Here is a 14,001-nt window from a genome sequence, read left to right as displayed (position 1 = left end):
ATTGGTATGAAAACAATAACACTTAATCTATAACGTAAAGGACTTACTTTCGCCTTACATATAAAGATATAGTCTGAATTCTGCGTTATCATAAATAATAGGAGGAGATTTCCATAGAAGACTTGATTTTACAAATGATAGAGGCCTTTAAAGGACTTTCGTATTTTGGTATTATGCTTGCATTAACTTTTGAATTTGTTCCAGCAGAACTGGTACTACCTTTAGCTGGCTATTGGGTATATGAAGGAGATATGAATTTATATGGGGCTATTTTTGCAGGTTCGATCGGCGGTGTATTGGGACCACTCACTTTATATGCATTAGGCCGTTATGGCGGAAGAGCAGCAATTATGAAGTTCAAGAAATTTTTTCTCTTAAAGGATGAACATATTACTAAATCGGATCAATTTTTTGAAAAATATGGTGGAAGTATCGCCTTTTTAGGACGATTTATTCCGTTAGTCCGAACGGCTATTTCGATTCCTTGTGGAATGGCCAAAATGAATATATGGAAATTTATCATATATACTTATTTAGCCATGCTTCCCATTACAGCGATGTATGTCTATTTGGGCTATAAATTAGGACCTCAATGGAAAAAAGCGGGCGAAGTATTTGGTCAATATACGAACTATTTATTAATCCCTATCGCAATATTTATTATTATTTGGCTGTTTGTAAAAAGGAAAAAGATGAAGGTGAAGGTACAGTAGTTGAAAAGAGACTAGCCCCAGCATGTATTTAAAACATACTGGAGCTAGTTTCTTTTTTCCTGTAATAATAGATAAAGTGAATAGTAGCAATACCTCTTTGCTCGCTATCGAGATTACTGCTAAAATCGGAAATGGAAAATTTACCTGTCATTGGATTTTTATTTTTACCCATCCTATTAAATGGAGGTGGTAAAGATGAAAAAGGAAATTCCAGTTGAGTTTACGGGAAAGGTTCTCGATCAACGAAATAATCTTACTGGTCCAGATGATTCAGGAAAAGCTTCCTATCCAAAAAGGCCAAAACATGTATCCATCCAAGAATCGAAAAGAAAATAATTCAAAATCTGCCCTCTGTCCCATCAAGGGGGCTTTTCTATTGCCTCTCCTCCCCTATATTTCTAACTGTCCAGCGATTTAGCTTATCCTTTCCAATATTCTCCGTTTTTGATAAAGCATATTTGCAACTTCCCCTACCTCTTTTATGGCCGCTTTATTCGTATAGGCACCAAAAATCATTCCGGCTACTGGTATCATTTGAAAAAGTTTTTTCCATCCAAAATTATCCCGATAAGAAGCAAACACCTCTCTCCACCCTTGCAGCTGTGCGAAACCTTCCTCCTTAGAGACATTGGTCAATTCATTTAAAATGGCTCTTTTTCCAACTATATCAGAAGACGTAAATTGCATACATTTAATCATAAATATTCGCTCTTCCTTATCTGAAGGGTCGTAACCATATGCTAATGCTACTTCTTGGATGGTTTTTAATGTAATTCCAAAGATAAGGGGGATATCAATAGCTAGTGTAAAAATACCGCCAAAACCAGTAGTAGCCCCTTGAAGTTGGGCATTTTTCGCACGATTTTTGATAAAGGCTTCTGCTGTCTGTTCCATAGAATCAATCGGAAAATATTTTATATCTTCCAATTTCACATCTTCCTTTAACGATAATTCTTTTTTAACTTTATACAATGTTTTCTCATTATCCACTAGATACTGTCCGCCATTATCAATATATACGGCAATTTCATCTAATAGTATATGTATTTTCTCTTGGATGTATGTCGGTGTCAATTTATCCAACAGCACAAATGGGAGTCTTCCAATTTTTTCCCAAAAGAACAAACCTTTTTGGTTTTTCTCCCACTTTTCAATATTCTTTAATTTCTTTCTAAGCAGCTTTTGATTTTCCATTTCTTTATTTTTGTTTAACTGTTCCATTTTTTTCTCCCATTTTTCGAATTATCTTTAAATGCTTAATGAATTGAAATGACGAGATATGATTCCACTCGATTTTTAAGATACTCATTTATACGAGTTTTCATATAAAAAAGATTCATTAAAAAGGCCGTTATTCTACTCGCTGCTCATGCACTCTTCTATCGTACTAGGGAGTCTATTGCTCACTATATGAATCAATAATGCTAGCGCATATAGAGATTGGCATAGATATAAAATAGTATACCAACGATTCCATTCATTATAATTAACATATCCCCAATATAAAGTTAATGTCGTATTAGCAACGAAAAAACACCCAGAATATAAAATAAATCATAAATTTGTTTTTTTCTATTGGCATAAAATTCACATACACAATGTCAATAGAAGCAGGCAGTGTTATTTGTATGATTAAATCATACAATATTACTTTATAGCAAGACGATCGTCCAATTCGAATTTAATCTTTTTTCTATCCTTTGGTATTCCCTATTCCGTAATCACTTCAATATCCTCATGCGTAGGTTTTTCCGTTGTATAAGTAATCCAATAGGTATATTCTCTTGAAAAATCATCAGTAAAATGCTCTAGATAGGTTACTGCTTTGGCCGATTCACCCAGCACCTTTACCTCTTTAACAGTTGTATTTCCTGTTGGCATCGTAAGAGTAACAGATGGTCCATCCTCGCGTTCAAATATCATAGAGCTATCAACAGATACTGTACGGTCCTCTGGTCCCGCTGCCCATTTTACTTTCCCTTCCTTATTCTTCAAAATGACTAAATCAGGATGATGCGTATTGCCGCTTTCATGTTTGTTTTTAAAAATAACATAAATGAAATCATCTTTGAGATCATAATCAATAACTTCTTTATCCCTTAAATGATGTTCTGCCATCACAGTAGTAATTTGTTCTTCAAGAGAACCAATATTAGCAGATTTCACATCAGTCTCTTTCCCTTCATTCGAACAACCGACCAAAATAACCAATATAAAAAAAGTTGCAAGGATTTTTTTCATAATTAAACAGCTCCAGACCTTTTTAATCGGGTTTGTATAAGAAAAAAGCTGCTCAATCACAACTCTTCCCTTATTATTTTTTATTAGTATCTGTGTAATTATCCATTAATTCAAGACAGGATCTAAACATTTAATTATCGCTTTTTTTAAATTCATCTTTCAGATTTTCTATAAATTCCTCGTTTAAATTATATCCTGAAATAATCATACATCTCCATTATGCCTTCTTTTTCCTTTATCCCTAATAGATGCTCTATTAAAATATAATCCTCACCTTCCCATCGATTTTGGGATATCGGTAATGCATGGAATTGCAGCTCTCCCTCGTTCTTCTTTAGAATTTCCATCTATGCTTTCAGCAATTTCACTTGGAAGTGTTTTTCTGCCAACTCTATATCTCTATTAGTTAAATTACTTAACGTATAGCTGCTCTCTTCTTCACTCCAAACATTCATCATAAATCCCCTTTTTAAAATTCGATTATTACAAGAAATTAAATATAATAGATAGGCATTATTATTGACGCTAAAAAAGCAAAATAACTTCTCCCCACTTTTCATGACAAGAAAAGCATCCCAGAAAGGATGCATTATTCGTAATCTTATGCTTTATATAAAATAACTGCTGTATAAATGCCCTCTTCTGTTATTGGTTCATTGTTCACAGCGAACTTAATATCGATTACTTCATGATTTCCCAATTCCTTTAACGCTTTATTTAAATGGTTCTCAAAATTTTTATCGTTCTCCGAAATAACTTTTGTCTGAATCATAAGATAGTACCTTCCTATTCCTAATTATTTCTTATATCCCTAGATAAATTACTATCCTCATCAATAATAAACGCAACAATCTTTCCGCTTTCCGAAAAATTCACTTGCCCCTTAACCTCATATTTTTCTATTGGAGAGCCATCGTCCTTTTTATAATCAATAATAGCCGTGTAATCATAGATATTTTGCTGTTTTTCCTTTTGGGCTACTTGAACGTCCTTTATCTTCATTTCACTGTTTTCTGGACTAGCTGCTATATAGCTTAATGCGTAGGTTCCTGTATACTTATCATACATTTCTTCGGTAAAAGATTCCTGATACTTCTTCTTTAAGTAAGAATCCAGGTCACTTGATGAGCTTGTATTTTCGTCATTCCCGATCATCGTGTAATTATTTGGATCTTCTAAAATGTCCCGAAGTTCTTTATTAGGCACTGTAAATGTTTCATTCAATACAGTTTCAAGTGTACTAATGTTTTTGTCTTTTGATTCCGCTTCAACCGAACAGCCCGCTAATGCTGCCACCATGACTATTAATTAAATAGAAGCACATTTACTAAAAAATTTATTCATTTTCTTCCTCCTCTCTCTAAAGGGATACGTTTGAATAATCAAAAAGTTTCAAATTAAAATAAAAGGTCTATACAAAAAACAGACTTTGCTGGTTTTTGAAATAGAGCTGGCCATTCAATTATAGTTAAAACCACGTCTACTTCTCTCTCTATATCCACATTAAGAGAACCATAATAGAAGATTCATACTTACATAATAACCCTATTAGGATTTGGAAAAGCTGAAATATTGGGCATAAAAATACCCTGCTTATTGAGCAGGGCGAAGGTGAGGGGAGTAACAGAACAACCCGCCACTCACTATAACGAACCATTTTTTTATCTGTATATTCATCGTTATTTGTTAAAACGAACTTTTACCACCAAAGAGGGAAGAATGGACCAAATCTTCTTATTCCAAAAAATGGGAATCCAATTAATCCAAACCTTCTAAATGGGAATATTAACCGACTATCCTCGCTTGTATGATGACCACTTACCAATAAGTATACATTTTCATCATCGTAACTATGCAGAATACCTTGGTGAACTTCTCCATCTCTTGTTTCTATTTGAATAAATTCAAATAAGTGCTTGTGACATTTAGGATGAAACTTGTGTTTATAATGATCATGATCCTTTTTATGGTGATGATGATGGTGATGGCTGGATAAATGATGACTTGAAGATTCCATTAAATCTCTATTATTTTCCATGGCATTAGCCTCCTCTTATAGATTCACTGTAGTGTATGCTCAAGTGAAAATAAGGTTCAACTTTTAGTTTGACCATTTAATAGATATTTAGAACCATATTACATAGCATCCGTTTTTTTATCTTTTGTAAAGAAAAATACAAATATTGTTATCGCCAAGGCAATTAAGAACTTACTGCCCATGGAATCATTTTTTATCGTTGGTAAATCTGTTAAGGCCATTTTTCTTCCCCCTATTTCATCCTTTTTAAAGCTTTTATAAATTCGTCATCTAAGAAATAATTATCGGAAACTATTGCATTAAACTCTTTCTGATTTTTCTTTAGAAATTTCGTAACTGGAACCACCTTTTCTCTCCCGAATAAAGGACCGCTTATACTTAAGGAAAACCGAGCATCAGAAGCCACAAAAAGACCTACAAGATTAATCTCGTCTTTTAAGATTAAGACAGCTATTATAATGTCGATTATATCCAATGTAAAATTACCAAGCGGGTTATCATTAATACTTTCCAACCTATTAGCTCCCGTTAACGGCCCGCCAACAGTTACCCCAAAATAGCCGGGGCCAAAATAAACCCGAGTTAAAGTTATTTGTCCTGTTAACAATAAAAAAGCTATGACAATATCAATCTCTCGTTGAATTTCCCTTATTGCATTTTCTTCCATAAAATCACATCCATTAGGGGGATTCCCCTATACATATATATGTATCAAACAAAAAAATGGGAATAGGAGATACTATAGAATCTAATTTGAATTTGAAATCTCACCCTGAATCAAATTTCAGCTCCATTTATATTACAGAGGATCATTTCTCGATAATATAAAAGGGGGACGAATTTACGCTTAACTAAAAATACCCTACTCCGAAGAATAGGGCTTATAACAAAGATTTTATATTTAGCTGACTTTTATATCTTTTATTAGTCTATAGTGAAAAGGTAAGAAAAAATAATAAATGATTATATATACAGGTATGCTATAAAGTAAACTCCATCCATTGTATCCCATAAATCCTGATATATGGCATGTCCACTCAATGAACAAAGACAATAACACAAATAATAGAGTTCGTTTCATACGATTATCTCTGTGCAATTTATTTAAAAACCATATCGCTAATGATGAGGGAATGATTGCGTATGTTAGCAGCTCCCCAATACCAGTAGATTCTGTTCTCCCAAAATCTACCCAATCTAAATATATTCCAAATACACTATTTGCAATCCAAGTAATAGCACCAATTACGCCATAAGTACAATAAATTTGCAGCCCATTCATTTTTTCCTTTGGCATAAATAATACAACCATTAATAATATTACTGCCCAAACAATAGGAACCCATATCCCTTTAGCATGAATGTCGAGGTTTTCAATAATTTTGTTCAAAACAATCACCACTTTTTTTGAATAGTTTAACTTACATTTATTTATTTTATACACATAGAAACTAAAAAATCCCCTGCTCAAATGAGCGGGGGACAGTAATATGGTAGTGCTTTTGGAATAGCTTACTCTGAAAAATAGGATTTGCAGGTAAACATTTTGTAAAACCAATTATTATATGTATATAATCCTGTGTTTGCGAAATGGAGAAAACAAGTAATTTACTGTTCATAATGAGTGGAATTCTAATTTCGTTTTGGACATTGAACATCTTTTAGTTCAGTTTGATTCTCGAATTATTATTACTTCCTAGTAATAAATCGAAAACATCATAATACTTGTAATCTCCAGTGGCTAGACCATTAACTATTTCCCAAAAAGGTTTATTATTAAGCTCATCATTATTTTTGTAATGTATATTTATTAATGATTCTTCCGACGTTTCAAAAGGAACAAAACATACTTTCTTCTTATATGGTAATTCTATAAATTTATTTACTTCCTCCTCGTTTGTAGTATACATCATAACAAAAATGTTATCCCAATTAATTTTATTTTTACGACTCCTCCACTTACTAACTGCATGTTCCGTTGATGTATAATGATTAAAATGCAATATTACATCATTTAAATAAAAAACTGGATATTGTATTTTTAATTTTTCATCAAAGTTATATCTAGCAAATTCCAATTCAAAATTCAAATACTCTTTTGGATTATTTATTATTTTCAAATAATCTGTAGTACTTTCAAACATATTTATAAATGGAGATAAAAATTCCAATCCTAATCTATTATATGTTAGGCCGCCCCAACAGTTATTTGAAAAAATGGACAACTTTGATTTTTTTATTTGTACATATTTATTAATATCTAAATTTGCTAATCCAAATATTTTAATATTTATAATTTTATCCTCATTAATACCTATTGAAATGGCATCCCTTTTGATTGTGTTAAATGAAGACAAGCTAGCAACAATTAATAGGTCAAATTCTAAAGTTAGAAGTTCATCTGTAGATATGAATTTATAGCCATCTAGATATTGATATATAGACTGATTAGATGTTACACCCAAGATTTCAACATTTCCCAATAATTCATGATATCTAATAGAATTGATATATAAATCATATTCTATTCCTGTTCCCCATACTATACATTTATACTTTGACATAATAACCTTCCTTTTGTAATAATCATTCATTATTATATCAGGTTTAACTTCTAAATAACTCAAAAAAACGCATTTCTAAGAACAGATAACCAAAAGAACCATAATCAAGCGTGCTATTCGACCTTCACCATGTCTATATTTGGCATTTCCTCTTTCGTTGTTATCTCCCCTTTTCTCTATTCATAGGGTTACAGCTCATTAAACAACAATAAAAAAAGACTCCTCCTTATGGAAGAATCCTTTAAAATACTACATGTCCTTATAAATTGGGTGTAAAAAAGGAACTTAAATCATCTCGTCTAACTAAATAACAACAGCATTTACGTACTTGTTTGATATTATAATAGCCGAAAATAAAAGAATTAGATACCATGGACTTATGTGACACTAATATGCGAGAATCACAAATTGAAATTACACAAATCCATTCTTTATATCTACATCAGACAAGTAAAAGTGTTCAGAATGTGATCAATCTCACCATAACCAGTCTATAAATAAAAGGTTTCTTCTACTAAATAATTACATCACACGCTTAAACATTTTCTCCATTTCATAAGTAGAATAATGCACAATAATCGGTCTACCATGTGGACAGGTAAATGGATCGGATGTTGTCCGAAGTTCGTCCAATAAACTTTGAATCTCGTCGTTTCGTAAATGGCGATTTGCTTTAATCGATCCCTTGCAGCTCATCATAATGGCAGCTTCTTCTCGTAAAAGCTTTATATCTACTTTTCTCATGGAGAGTACTTGTTCAATCATTTCCTCGATTGTTTCTTTTTCTTCTCCTTTTGGAAACCATTGTGGATGGGAGCGGACTAGATAGCTTTGCTGGCCAAATGGTTCAAGAAATACGCCTACCTTTTCGAGCTCGGCTTTATTTTCTTCTATTTTCATCCATTCATCTAAGGAATAATCTAATGTTAATGGGATAAGCATTTCTTGTAATTCCTTATGGACCTCGCCAACTTTTTCCCGAAAAAATTCGTATTTAATTCGTTCTTGGGCTGCATGCTGATCGATAATATAAAGTCCTCTTTCGTTTTGTGCAAAAATATAGGTTCCATGCATTTGCCCAATTGGATAAAGGGGCGGAACTCTCGGCCCCTCTTCCACGTCAGCTATTTCTTCCTCTTCCCATGCTTCCTCTATCTCTTCTTCTGTTGCAGGCGCGGTAGTACTATTCCCTTCCTGTCCAAAGAAAAAGGCTGTGGCATCTGTTATAGTTGATTCTTCATCACTTTCTCCAGATTGCCGACTGCTTGGTGTGTCTTCAAGAGGTTCGCTCCAACTCGGCTTTTCTACTTGCTCTGTTGTTGGATTGGCAAAAACAGAATCCATTTTTGGAACTGATACTGGCATTGCCGATTCGCGATTCGTATCAAAGCTGAAGGCCGCTTGCTCTTCTTTTGGAGCAGGCTTTTTCTCGCGGATAAGTCCTGCTGGAATAAGCTCTTTTTTCTTAAATGCTGCTTTAATCGTATTGCTGACAAGTTCGTATAGCTCTTGTTCTTTACTAAAGCGCACTTCCATTTTTGATGGATGAACATTTACATCAACAAGAATTGGATCCATTTCTACATTTAAAAGAACAATGGGATATCTGCCAATAGGCAATAACGTATGATAGCCTTCCTGAATACTGCGTACAAGAGAATAGTTTTTAATAAAGCGGCCATTAATCATGGTGGAAATATAGTTCCGTGACGCACGCGTAATTTCTGGCAGAGCCATATAGCCACTTAGTTTAAAATCAAGGGTACTTGCTGAAATTGGTATCATTTTTTTTGCTATATTTAGGCCATAAATGCCCGCAAGCACTTGTCTTACATCCCCATTGCCATTTGTATGAAGGAGCTTGCGCTCGTTATGCACTAGGCGAAAGCTAATATCAGGGTGAGCAAGGGCTAGGCGGTTGACGATATCGGTAATATTACCAAGCTCCGTATGAATCGATTTCATATATTTCAATCTTGCTGGCGTATTAAAGAACAAATCGCTGACGATTATCTCTGTTCCCCTTCTTCCCGGCGCGCCTTCCTGTTTCACTAAATGTCCGCCGTTAAGCTCTACTGTTGTCCCTTTTTCTCCAGTAGAAGTGGTTAAAGTGACATGAGAGACAGAGGCAATACTTGGCAGTGCCTCACCTCTAAATCCAAGGGTGCGGATTCGGAATAAGTCATTTTCATCTTTTATTTTACTTGTCGCATGTCTGGAAAAAGCAGTTAAAACATCCTCTTCGTCAATTCCTTGTCCATTATCAAGGATACGAATGCTTTGTAAACCAGCTTCCTCGATAAAAATTTCAATTGAAGTACTTTTTGCGTCGATACTATTTTCTACTAACTCTTTTACAACAGAGGCTGGCCGCTCAACAACTTCACCTGCAGCAATTTTATTCGAAAGTGCATCATCCAGTTGAATAATCTTTGCCATTGTTTCTCCTCTTTTCTTTCTTACTTTTTTCGATCAGGGATAGGGCAGTGTATCAGCTGAAATAGTTGAATTTGCAGCTTTCATCGTTCCTATGAACACCACTTTTTCTAACGCAATTTCATTTCTATGCGTTCATACCACTGGCTTTACACTCTATCACCCTAACCCACTTTATCTATCATTACGGACTTTTTTATGAAGTTCGTACAATGTATTTAATGCCTGCATTGGCGTCATTTCTAATATATCTAAGTCTTTCAGTTTATTAACAATTTGCTTTTCTTTCGTAGAAATCACTTTTTGCGGTTTTTTCTCTTCTGTTTCAAAGAATGATAATTGTGCCTCTTCTTCAGCTATTTCAGCTTTCATAACCGGTTTTTCGATTACTGCCACGGCTGCTTCTCCAGCAAATTGATCCTTTTGCTCAAGGCTTGTTAATAGTTCTTGTGCTCGTTCAATCAATGCTTCTGGCAACTCAGCAAGCTGTGCAACGTGAATTCCGTAACTCTTGTCAGCTGCTCCCTCTTTTATTTTATGAAGGAAAACAACTTTTCCGTTTTGCTCCATTGCGCTGACGTGAACATTGCTTAATGATGGAAGCTCTTCTGCAAGCACAGTCAGCTCATGATAGTGGGTAGAGAATAAAGTCTTCGCACCAACTTCATGATGAATGTACTCAATGATGGCTTGTGCCAATGCCATTCCATCATATGTGCTTGTGCCTCGACCAATTTCATCGAATAGAATTAAACTATTATTAGTGGCATGCAGGAGTGCGTTTCTTGCTTCCAGCATCTCTACCATAAACGTACTTTGCCCGGAAATAAGATCATCGGCCGCTCCAATTCTCGTAAATACTTGGTCAAATAACGGCAGCGCTGCTTCATCTGCTGGCACAAAGCAGCCGATTTGCGCCAAAATGCTTGTTAAGGCAATCTGGCGCATATACGTACTCTTACCAGACATATTTGGCCCAGTAATTAACAGCAATTCTCTGTCTTTATGCATGGCGCAGTCATTTGCTACATAGCTTTGTGCATTCATTACCTTTTCTACTACAGGATGACGGCCGTTTTTAATAGAAAGCGTACGATCACTTGAAAACACAGGCTTCACATAGCGGCGATCCTCACTTACTGTGGCGAAACATTGAAGCACATCTAGTGTGCTTACAGTTTTTGCAAGATTTTGTAAGCGTGGAATATATTCTTTAATGGTTTCCCGGATGGTTGTAAAAATCTCATATTCTAATTCCACCATTTTTTCTTCGGCATGCAGGATTAAACTTTCTTTTTCTTTTAATTCTGGCGTTATATAACGTTCCGCATTAGCAAGGGTTTGTTTACGTTCATACTGTCCTTCTTGTAATAGATGGACGTTTGCTCTTGTTACTTCTATATAGTAGCCAAATACACGATTATAGCCGATTTTCAGCGATTTAATGCCTGTTTTTTCCCGTTCTTCTCTTTCTAGCTGGGCAATCCATGTTTTGCCGTTTCGGCTTGCATCACGGTAACTGTCTAATTCAGGATGGTAGCCGTCTAAAATAATATTTCCTTCTTTAATGGATAACGGCGGGTTTTCAACAATTGCTCGCTCCAGTAAATCAGTAATATCTTCACAAGGATCTAGGTCTTCAGCCAATCTCATTGCTTCCTTTGAACCAAACGATGCAACAATTTGCTGAATGATTGGTACTTGTTGTAACGATTTTTTTAGCTGGACAAGATCCCTTGCATTAACATTTCCAAAAGCCACTCGTCCTGCTAAACGTTCTAAATCATATACTTCCTTTAATTTTTCCCGCAAATCTTGGCGTTCAAAGTAATGTCCAATCATTGTCTCGACTAGATTTTGACGATATTCTATCTCTTCCTTATTTAATAGTGGACGATCGATCCACTGTTTTAAAAGTCTTCCCCCCATCGCGGTTTTCGTTTCATCTAATAACCAAAGAAGAGATCCTTTTTTTCCTTTTGAGCGAATTGTTTCCGTTAATTCTAAATTCCGCTTAGAAAAATAATCAATCTTCATAAATTGATCAATAACATAAGTAGAAACCGGCTGTAAGTGATCCAAGCTTCTCTTTTGTGTGCGATATAGATAATTAAACAAGCGGACAACCGTGCTTCTTAACTGTTGTTCTTGAATACCTTGCAATAATGGTACATGCACATCTTTTTCATCCAGATCATTTTCAATCGAAAGGGTCAATGTACCTCTTTCCTGTAATCGCTTCTGATACTCTTTTGAGAAATCGTCAGAAATTACGACTTCCTTTGCACCTGATAAGGATAATTCATTTAATAGAGAGTCGATTCCCTTAAGAAGAGTTGCTTTACTTTCCCCTGTCGATAAATCGCTATAAGCAAAGCCAAATTGCTCATCTGCAAACAAAGAGATAGTGGCAATGTAGTTATTTTCTTTATCGGAAAGATTTTTCCCTTCCATCATCGTTCCAGGGGTAATCAGCTGAACGACCTCTCTTTTCACAACTCCCTTTGCCTGTTTCGGGTCTTCTGTTTGTTCACAAATTGCCACTTTATAGCCGCGTTCGACTAGCTGTTCAATATAATTTGCAGCAGAATGATGTGGGACACCGCACATGGGAATTCGCTCTGCTCCCCCTCCTTCTCTGCTTGTTAAAGTGATTTCAAGCTCCTGTGATGCTTTGATGGCATCATCAAAGAACATTTCATAAAAGTCTCCTAAACGAAAAAATAAAAAGGCATCCTGATAATCTGCCTTCACTTGTAAGTATTGTTGTATCATGGGCGTATATGTTGTCATAACTTCCTCCAAAATCCTGTCCAAATCTATTATTCTCCCATTATAACATAAAGAAATAGAATATTTCAGTGGGGGGTGTTGGGAAAAGAACATGAATATCTCTTAAAAATAATTGCTTTTTTTGTGTGAAGTTAAAGGTGCTAACTAGTTCATTCCATTTTGCTCCATTCTAGTATTATTTTTAAAAATAATACTAGTAATTCGCGAACAAATCTTTTATAATTTAGCTTGAAATAAAAGTTAATTTTAGGAAAAGGAGCAATTATCTTGAAACGTATTCTATCTATTCTTTTAACGATTGTTCTTATGCTAAGTTTTATGCCACATTCAAGTGCAGAAGCAAAAACAAAAGTTAAAAAGTACAAAAATTGTACAGCCCTTAACAAGGATTATAAGGGTGGCGTTGCTAAATCAAAAAGCACCAAAAATAAAGGTGGAAAAACAAAATACAAACCTTATGTATCTAAAGCCTTATATGACGCAAACAAAAAAATGGACCGTGATAAAGACGGAATTGCTTGTGAAAGATAATCTTCCTGCCTTTTTCTTACGCAAATAGGAAAAAGGCTTTTCTATTATTGATTATGAGGAATCATTAATAGAAAAAAAGACTAGGAAAAGCTCCTAGCCTTTACTCTTCTTCCCCGCCTACAAGGAAGTCTGGATTTAATTCCTCAAATTCTTCATCTTCTACTTCATCTTTAAACCATTCATCGTCATCTTCTTTGCCACATTCGTCTGTGCAAACCTCTACACAGATTTTTGTTTCTCCGATAACTTCAACGATAAATTCTTTTTCTACATGGACAATTATTTTATTGCCATTTGGCGAAATCACTGCTTCAATGCAGTTTGGTTGTTGCAAGACGCGTGCAATTACATCGTGGTCTTCTAAGCAGTCAGGATCACGATATTTTAATTTAATGACATCTGTATATTTCACACGCTCTGTTACTACTTCCGTTTGTGTATTGTCATTATAAGAATACCAAACGTTAATATCAAAGTATCCACTAATTTCTACTGTTTTACCAACCTTTTCTGCTTCATACGTATGGTTGATAATCCAGCAGCCCAAGATACTTGATGGGCTGTTGTCTGGGCAGATGGTATGATTGGATTTTGTAAATTTACGTCCTTTCGCTACGACTGCCTTTGTAATAATCTCTCTATATTCTCCCATGTTCGAGCGAAACCTCCTCATTCATTTTCATTT

At 34.9% G+C, this 14,001-nt stretch carries 15 protein-coding genes; 3 read left to right on the top strand and 12 right to left on the bottom strand.

Features of this window, described 5'->3' with window-relative positions:
* Window positions 1–113 precede the first annotated feature (113 nt).
* Entirely contained in the window at window positions 114–713 is a 600-nt protein-coding gene (locus MHH96_RS15495) for a DedA family protein (RefSeq protein WP_047940087.1), read from the top strand.
* A gap of 195 nt (window positions 714–908) precedes the next feature.
* Window positions 909–1,049: a hypothetical protein gene (locus MHH96_RS15490; protein ID WP_156485381.1), complete on the top strand. Its 141-nt coding sequence runs from the start codon at window positions 909–911 to the stop codon at window positions 1,047–1,049.
* 78 nt (window positions 1,050–1,127) lie between these two features.
* Here the strand turns inward: MHH96_RS15490 and MHH96_RS15485 are convergent, their stop codons facing one another.
* The 11 genes from MHH96_RS15485 to mutS all read right to left on the bottom strand — a co-directional run bounded on the left by MHH96_RS15485 (window position 1,128) and on the right by mutS (window position 12,785).
* Window positions 1,128–1,907 (bottom strand): EcsC family protein, encoded by a 780-nt coding sequence (locus MHH96_RS15485; RefSeq protein WP_341118125.1) that lies wholly within the window; start codon window positions 1,905–1,907, stop codon window positions 1,128–1,130.
* Window positions 1,908–2,423: 516 nt separating this feature from the next.
* Complete coding sequence (locus MHH96_RS15480; protein WP_061796625.1) at window positions 2,424–2,954, bottom strand: hypothetical protein; 531 nt, start codon at window positions 2,952–2,954, stop codon at window positions 2,424–2,426.
* Window positions 2,955–3,555: 601 nt separating this feature from the next.
* The gene (locus MHH96_RS15475; RefSeq protein ID WP_082138201.1) at window positions 3,556–3,726 is read right to left on the bottom strand and encodes a sporulation protein Cse60; all 171 of its coding nucleotides are present in this window, start codon (window positions 3,724–3,726) and stop codon (window positions 3,556–3,558) included.
* Window positions 3,727–3,746: 20 nt separating this feature from the next.
* Entirely contained in the window at window positions 3,747–4,253 is a 507-nt protein-coding gene (locus MHH96_RS15470; protein WP_144547212.1) for a hypothetical protein, read from the bottom strand.
* 400 nt (window positions 4,254–4,653) lie between these two features.
* The gene (locus MHH96_RS15465) at window positions 4,654–4,992 is read right to left on the bottom strand and encodes a hypothetical protein (protein ID WP_047940084.1); all 339 of its coding nucleotides are present in this window, start codon (window positions 4,990–4,992) and stop codon (window positions 4,654–4,656) included.
* A 98-nt stretch (window positions 4,993–5,090) separates the two neighbouring features.
* Window positions 5,091–5,213 (bottom strand): hypothetical protein, encoded by a 123-nt coding sequence (locus MHH96_RS15460; protein WP_268874790.1) that lies wholly within the window; start codon window positions 5,211–5,213, stop codon window positions 5,091–5,093.
* Between the two features lie 11 nt (window positions 5,214–5,224).
* Window positions 5,225–5,659, bottom strand: a complete 435-nt coding sequence (locus MHH96_RS15455) for a hypothetical protein (RefSeq protein WP_047940083.1) — start codon at window positions 5,657–5,659, stop codon at window positions 5,225–5,227.
* A 234-nt stretch (window positions 5,660–5,893) separates the two neighbouring features.
* Window positions 5,894–6,382, bottom strand: a complete 489-nt coding sequence (locus MHH96_RS15450) for a hypothetical protein (RefSeq protein ID WP_047940279.1) — start codon at window positions 6,380–6,382, stop codon at window positions 5,894–5,896.
* A gap of 271 nt (window positions 6,383–6,653) precedes the next feature.
* On the bottom strand, window positions 6,654–7,556 hold the full coding sequence (locus MHH96_RS15445) for a DUF1919 domain-containing protein (protein ID WP_047940082.1): 903 nt from the start codon (window positions 7,554–7,556) through the stop codon (window positions 6,654–6,656).
* A 522-nt stretch (window positions 7,557–8,078) separates the two neighbouring features.
* Window positions 8,079–9,995: a DNA mismatch repair endonuclease MutL gene (gene mutL, locus MHH96_RS15440; RefSeq protein WP_144544236.1), complete on the bottom strand. Its 1,917-nt coding sequence runs from the start codon at window positions 9,993–9,995 to the stop codon at window positions 8,079–8,081.
* 171 nt (window positions 9,996–10,166) lie between these two features.
* Window positions 10,167–12,785: a DNA mismatch repair protein MutS gene (gene mutS, locus MHH96_RS15435; RefSeq protein ID WP_047940080.1), complete on the bottom strand. Its 2,619-nt coding sequence runs from the start codon at window positions 12,783–12,785 to the stop codon at window positions 10,167–10,169.
* 306 nt (window positions 12,786–13,091) lie between these two features.
* Here mutS and MHH96_RS15430 point away from each other — a divergent pair, with 306 nt between their 5' ends.
* The gene (locus MHH96_RS15430; RefSeq protein ID WP_095257593.1) at window positions 13,092–13,316 is read left to right on the top strand and encodes an excalibur calcium-binding domain-containing protein; all 225 of its coding nucleotides are present in this window, start codon (window positions 13,092–13,094) and stop codon (window positions 13,314–13,316) included.
* 100 nt (window positions 13,317–13,416) lie between these two features.
* On the opposite strand, the gene MHH96_RS15425 is transcribed toward MHH96_RS15430, so the two are convergent.
* Window positions 13,417–13,968 carry an outer spore coat protein CotE gene (locus MHH96_RS15425; protein WP_047940078.1) on the bottom strand — a complete coding sequence of 184 codons (552 nt, stop codon included), beginning with the start codon at window positions 13,966–13,968 and terminating at the stop codon, window positions 13,417–13,419.
* Window positions 13,969–14,001 lie beyond the last annotated feature (33 nt).

The organism is Niallia sp. FSL K6-0212, assembly GCF_038007605.1.
GTDB lineage: Bacteria > Bacillota > Bacilli > Bacillales > Cytobacillaceae > Niallia > Niallia circulans.
Note: the sequence above shows the minus strand (reverse complement) of the source record. Positions and strands in the feature narration are given on the sequence as shown.

Excerpts from the sequence above, each read along its gene's own strand:
- MHH96_RS15490 (WP_156485381.1), top strand. The coding sequence starts at position 909 with ATGAAAAAGGAAATTCCAGTTGAGTTTACGGGAAAGGTTCTCGATCAA.
- MHH96_RS15485 (WP_341118125.1), bottom strand. The coding sequence starts at position 1,907 with ATGGAAAATCAAAAGCTGCTTAGAAAGAAATTAAAGAATATTGAAAAG.
- MHH96_RS15480 (WP_061796625.1), bottom strand. The coding sequence starts at position 2,954 with ATGAAAAAAATCCTTGCAACTTTTTTTATATTGGTTATTTTGGTCGGT.
- MHH96_RS15475 (WP_082138201.1), bottom strand. The coding sequence starts at position 3,726 with ATGATTCAGACAAAAGTTATTTCGGAGAACGATAAAAATTTTGAGAAC.
- MHH96_RS15470 (WP_144547212.1), bottom strand. The coding sequence starts at position 4,253 with ATGGTGGCAGCATTAGCGGGCTGTTCGGTTGAAGCGGAATCAAAAGAC.
- MHH96_RS15465 (WP_047940084.1), bottom strand. The coding sequence starts at position 4,992 with ATGGAAAATAATAGAGATTTAATGGAATCTTCAAGTCATCATTTATCC.
- MHH96_RS15460 (WP_268874790.1), bottom strand. The coding sequence starts at position 5,213 with ATGGCCTTAACAGATTTACCAACGATAAAAAATGATTCCATGGGCAGT.
- MHH96_RS15455 (WP_047940083.1), bottom strand. The coding sequence starts at position 5,659 with ATGGAAGAAAATGCAATAAGGGAAATTCAACGAGAGATTGATATTGTC.
- MHH96_RS15445 (WP_047940082.1), bottom strand. The coding sequence starts at position 7,556 with ATGTCAAAGTATAAATGTATAGTATGGGGAACAGGAATAGAATATGAT.
- mutL (WP_144544236.1), bottom strand. The coding sequence starts at position 9,995 with ATGGCAAAGATTATTCAACTGGATGATGCACTTTCGAATAAAATTGCT.
- mutS (WP_047940080.1), bottom strand. The coding sequence starts at position 12,785 with ATGACAACATATACGCCCATGATACAACAATACTTACAAGTGAAGGCA.
- MHH96_RS15430 (WP_095257593.1), top strand. The coding sequence starts at position 13,092 with ATGCTAAGTTTTATGCCACATTCAAGTGCAGAAGCAAAAACAAAAGTT.
- MHH96_RS15425 (WP_047940078.1), bottom strand. The coding sequence starts at position 13,968 with ATGGGAGAATATAGAGAGATTATTACAAAGGCAGTCGTAGCGAAAGGA.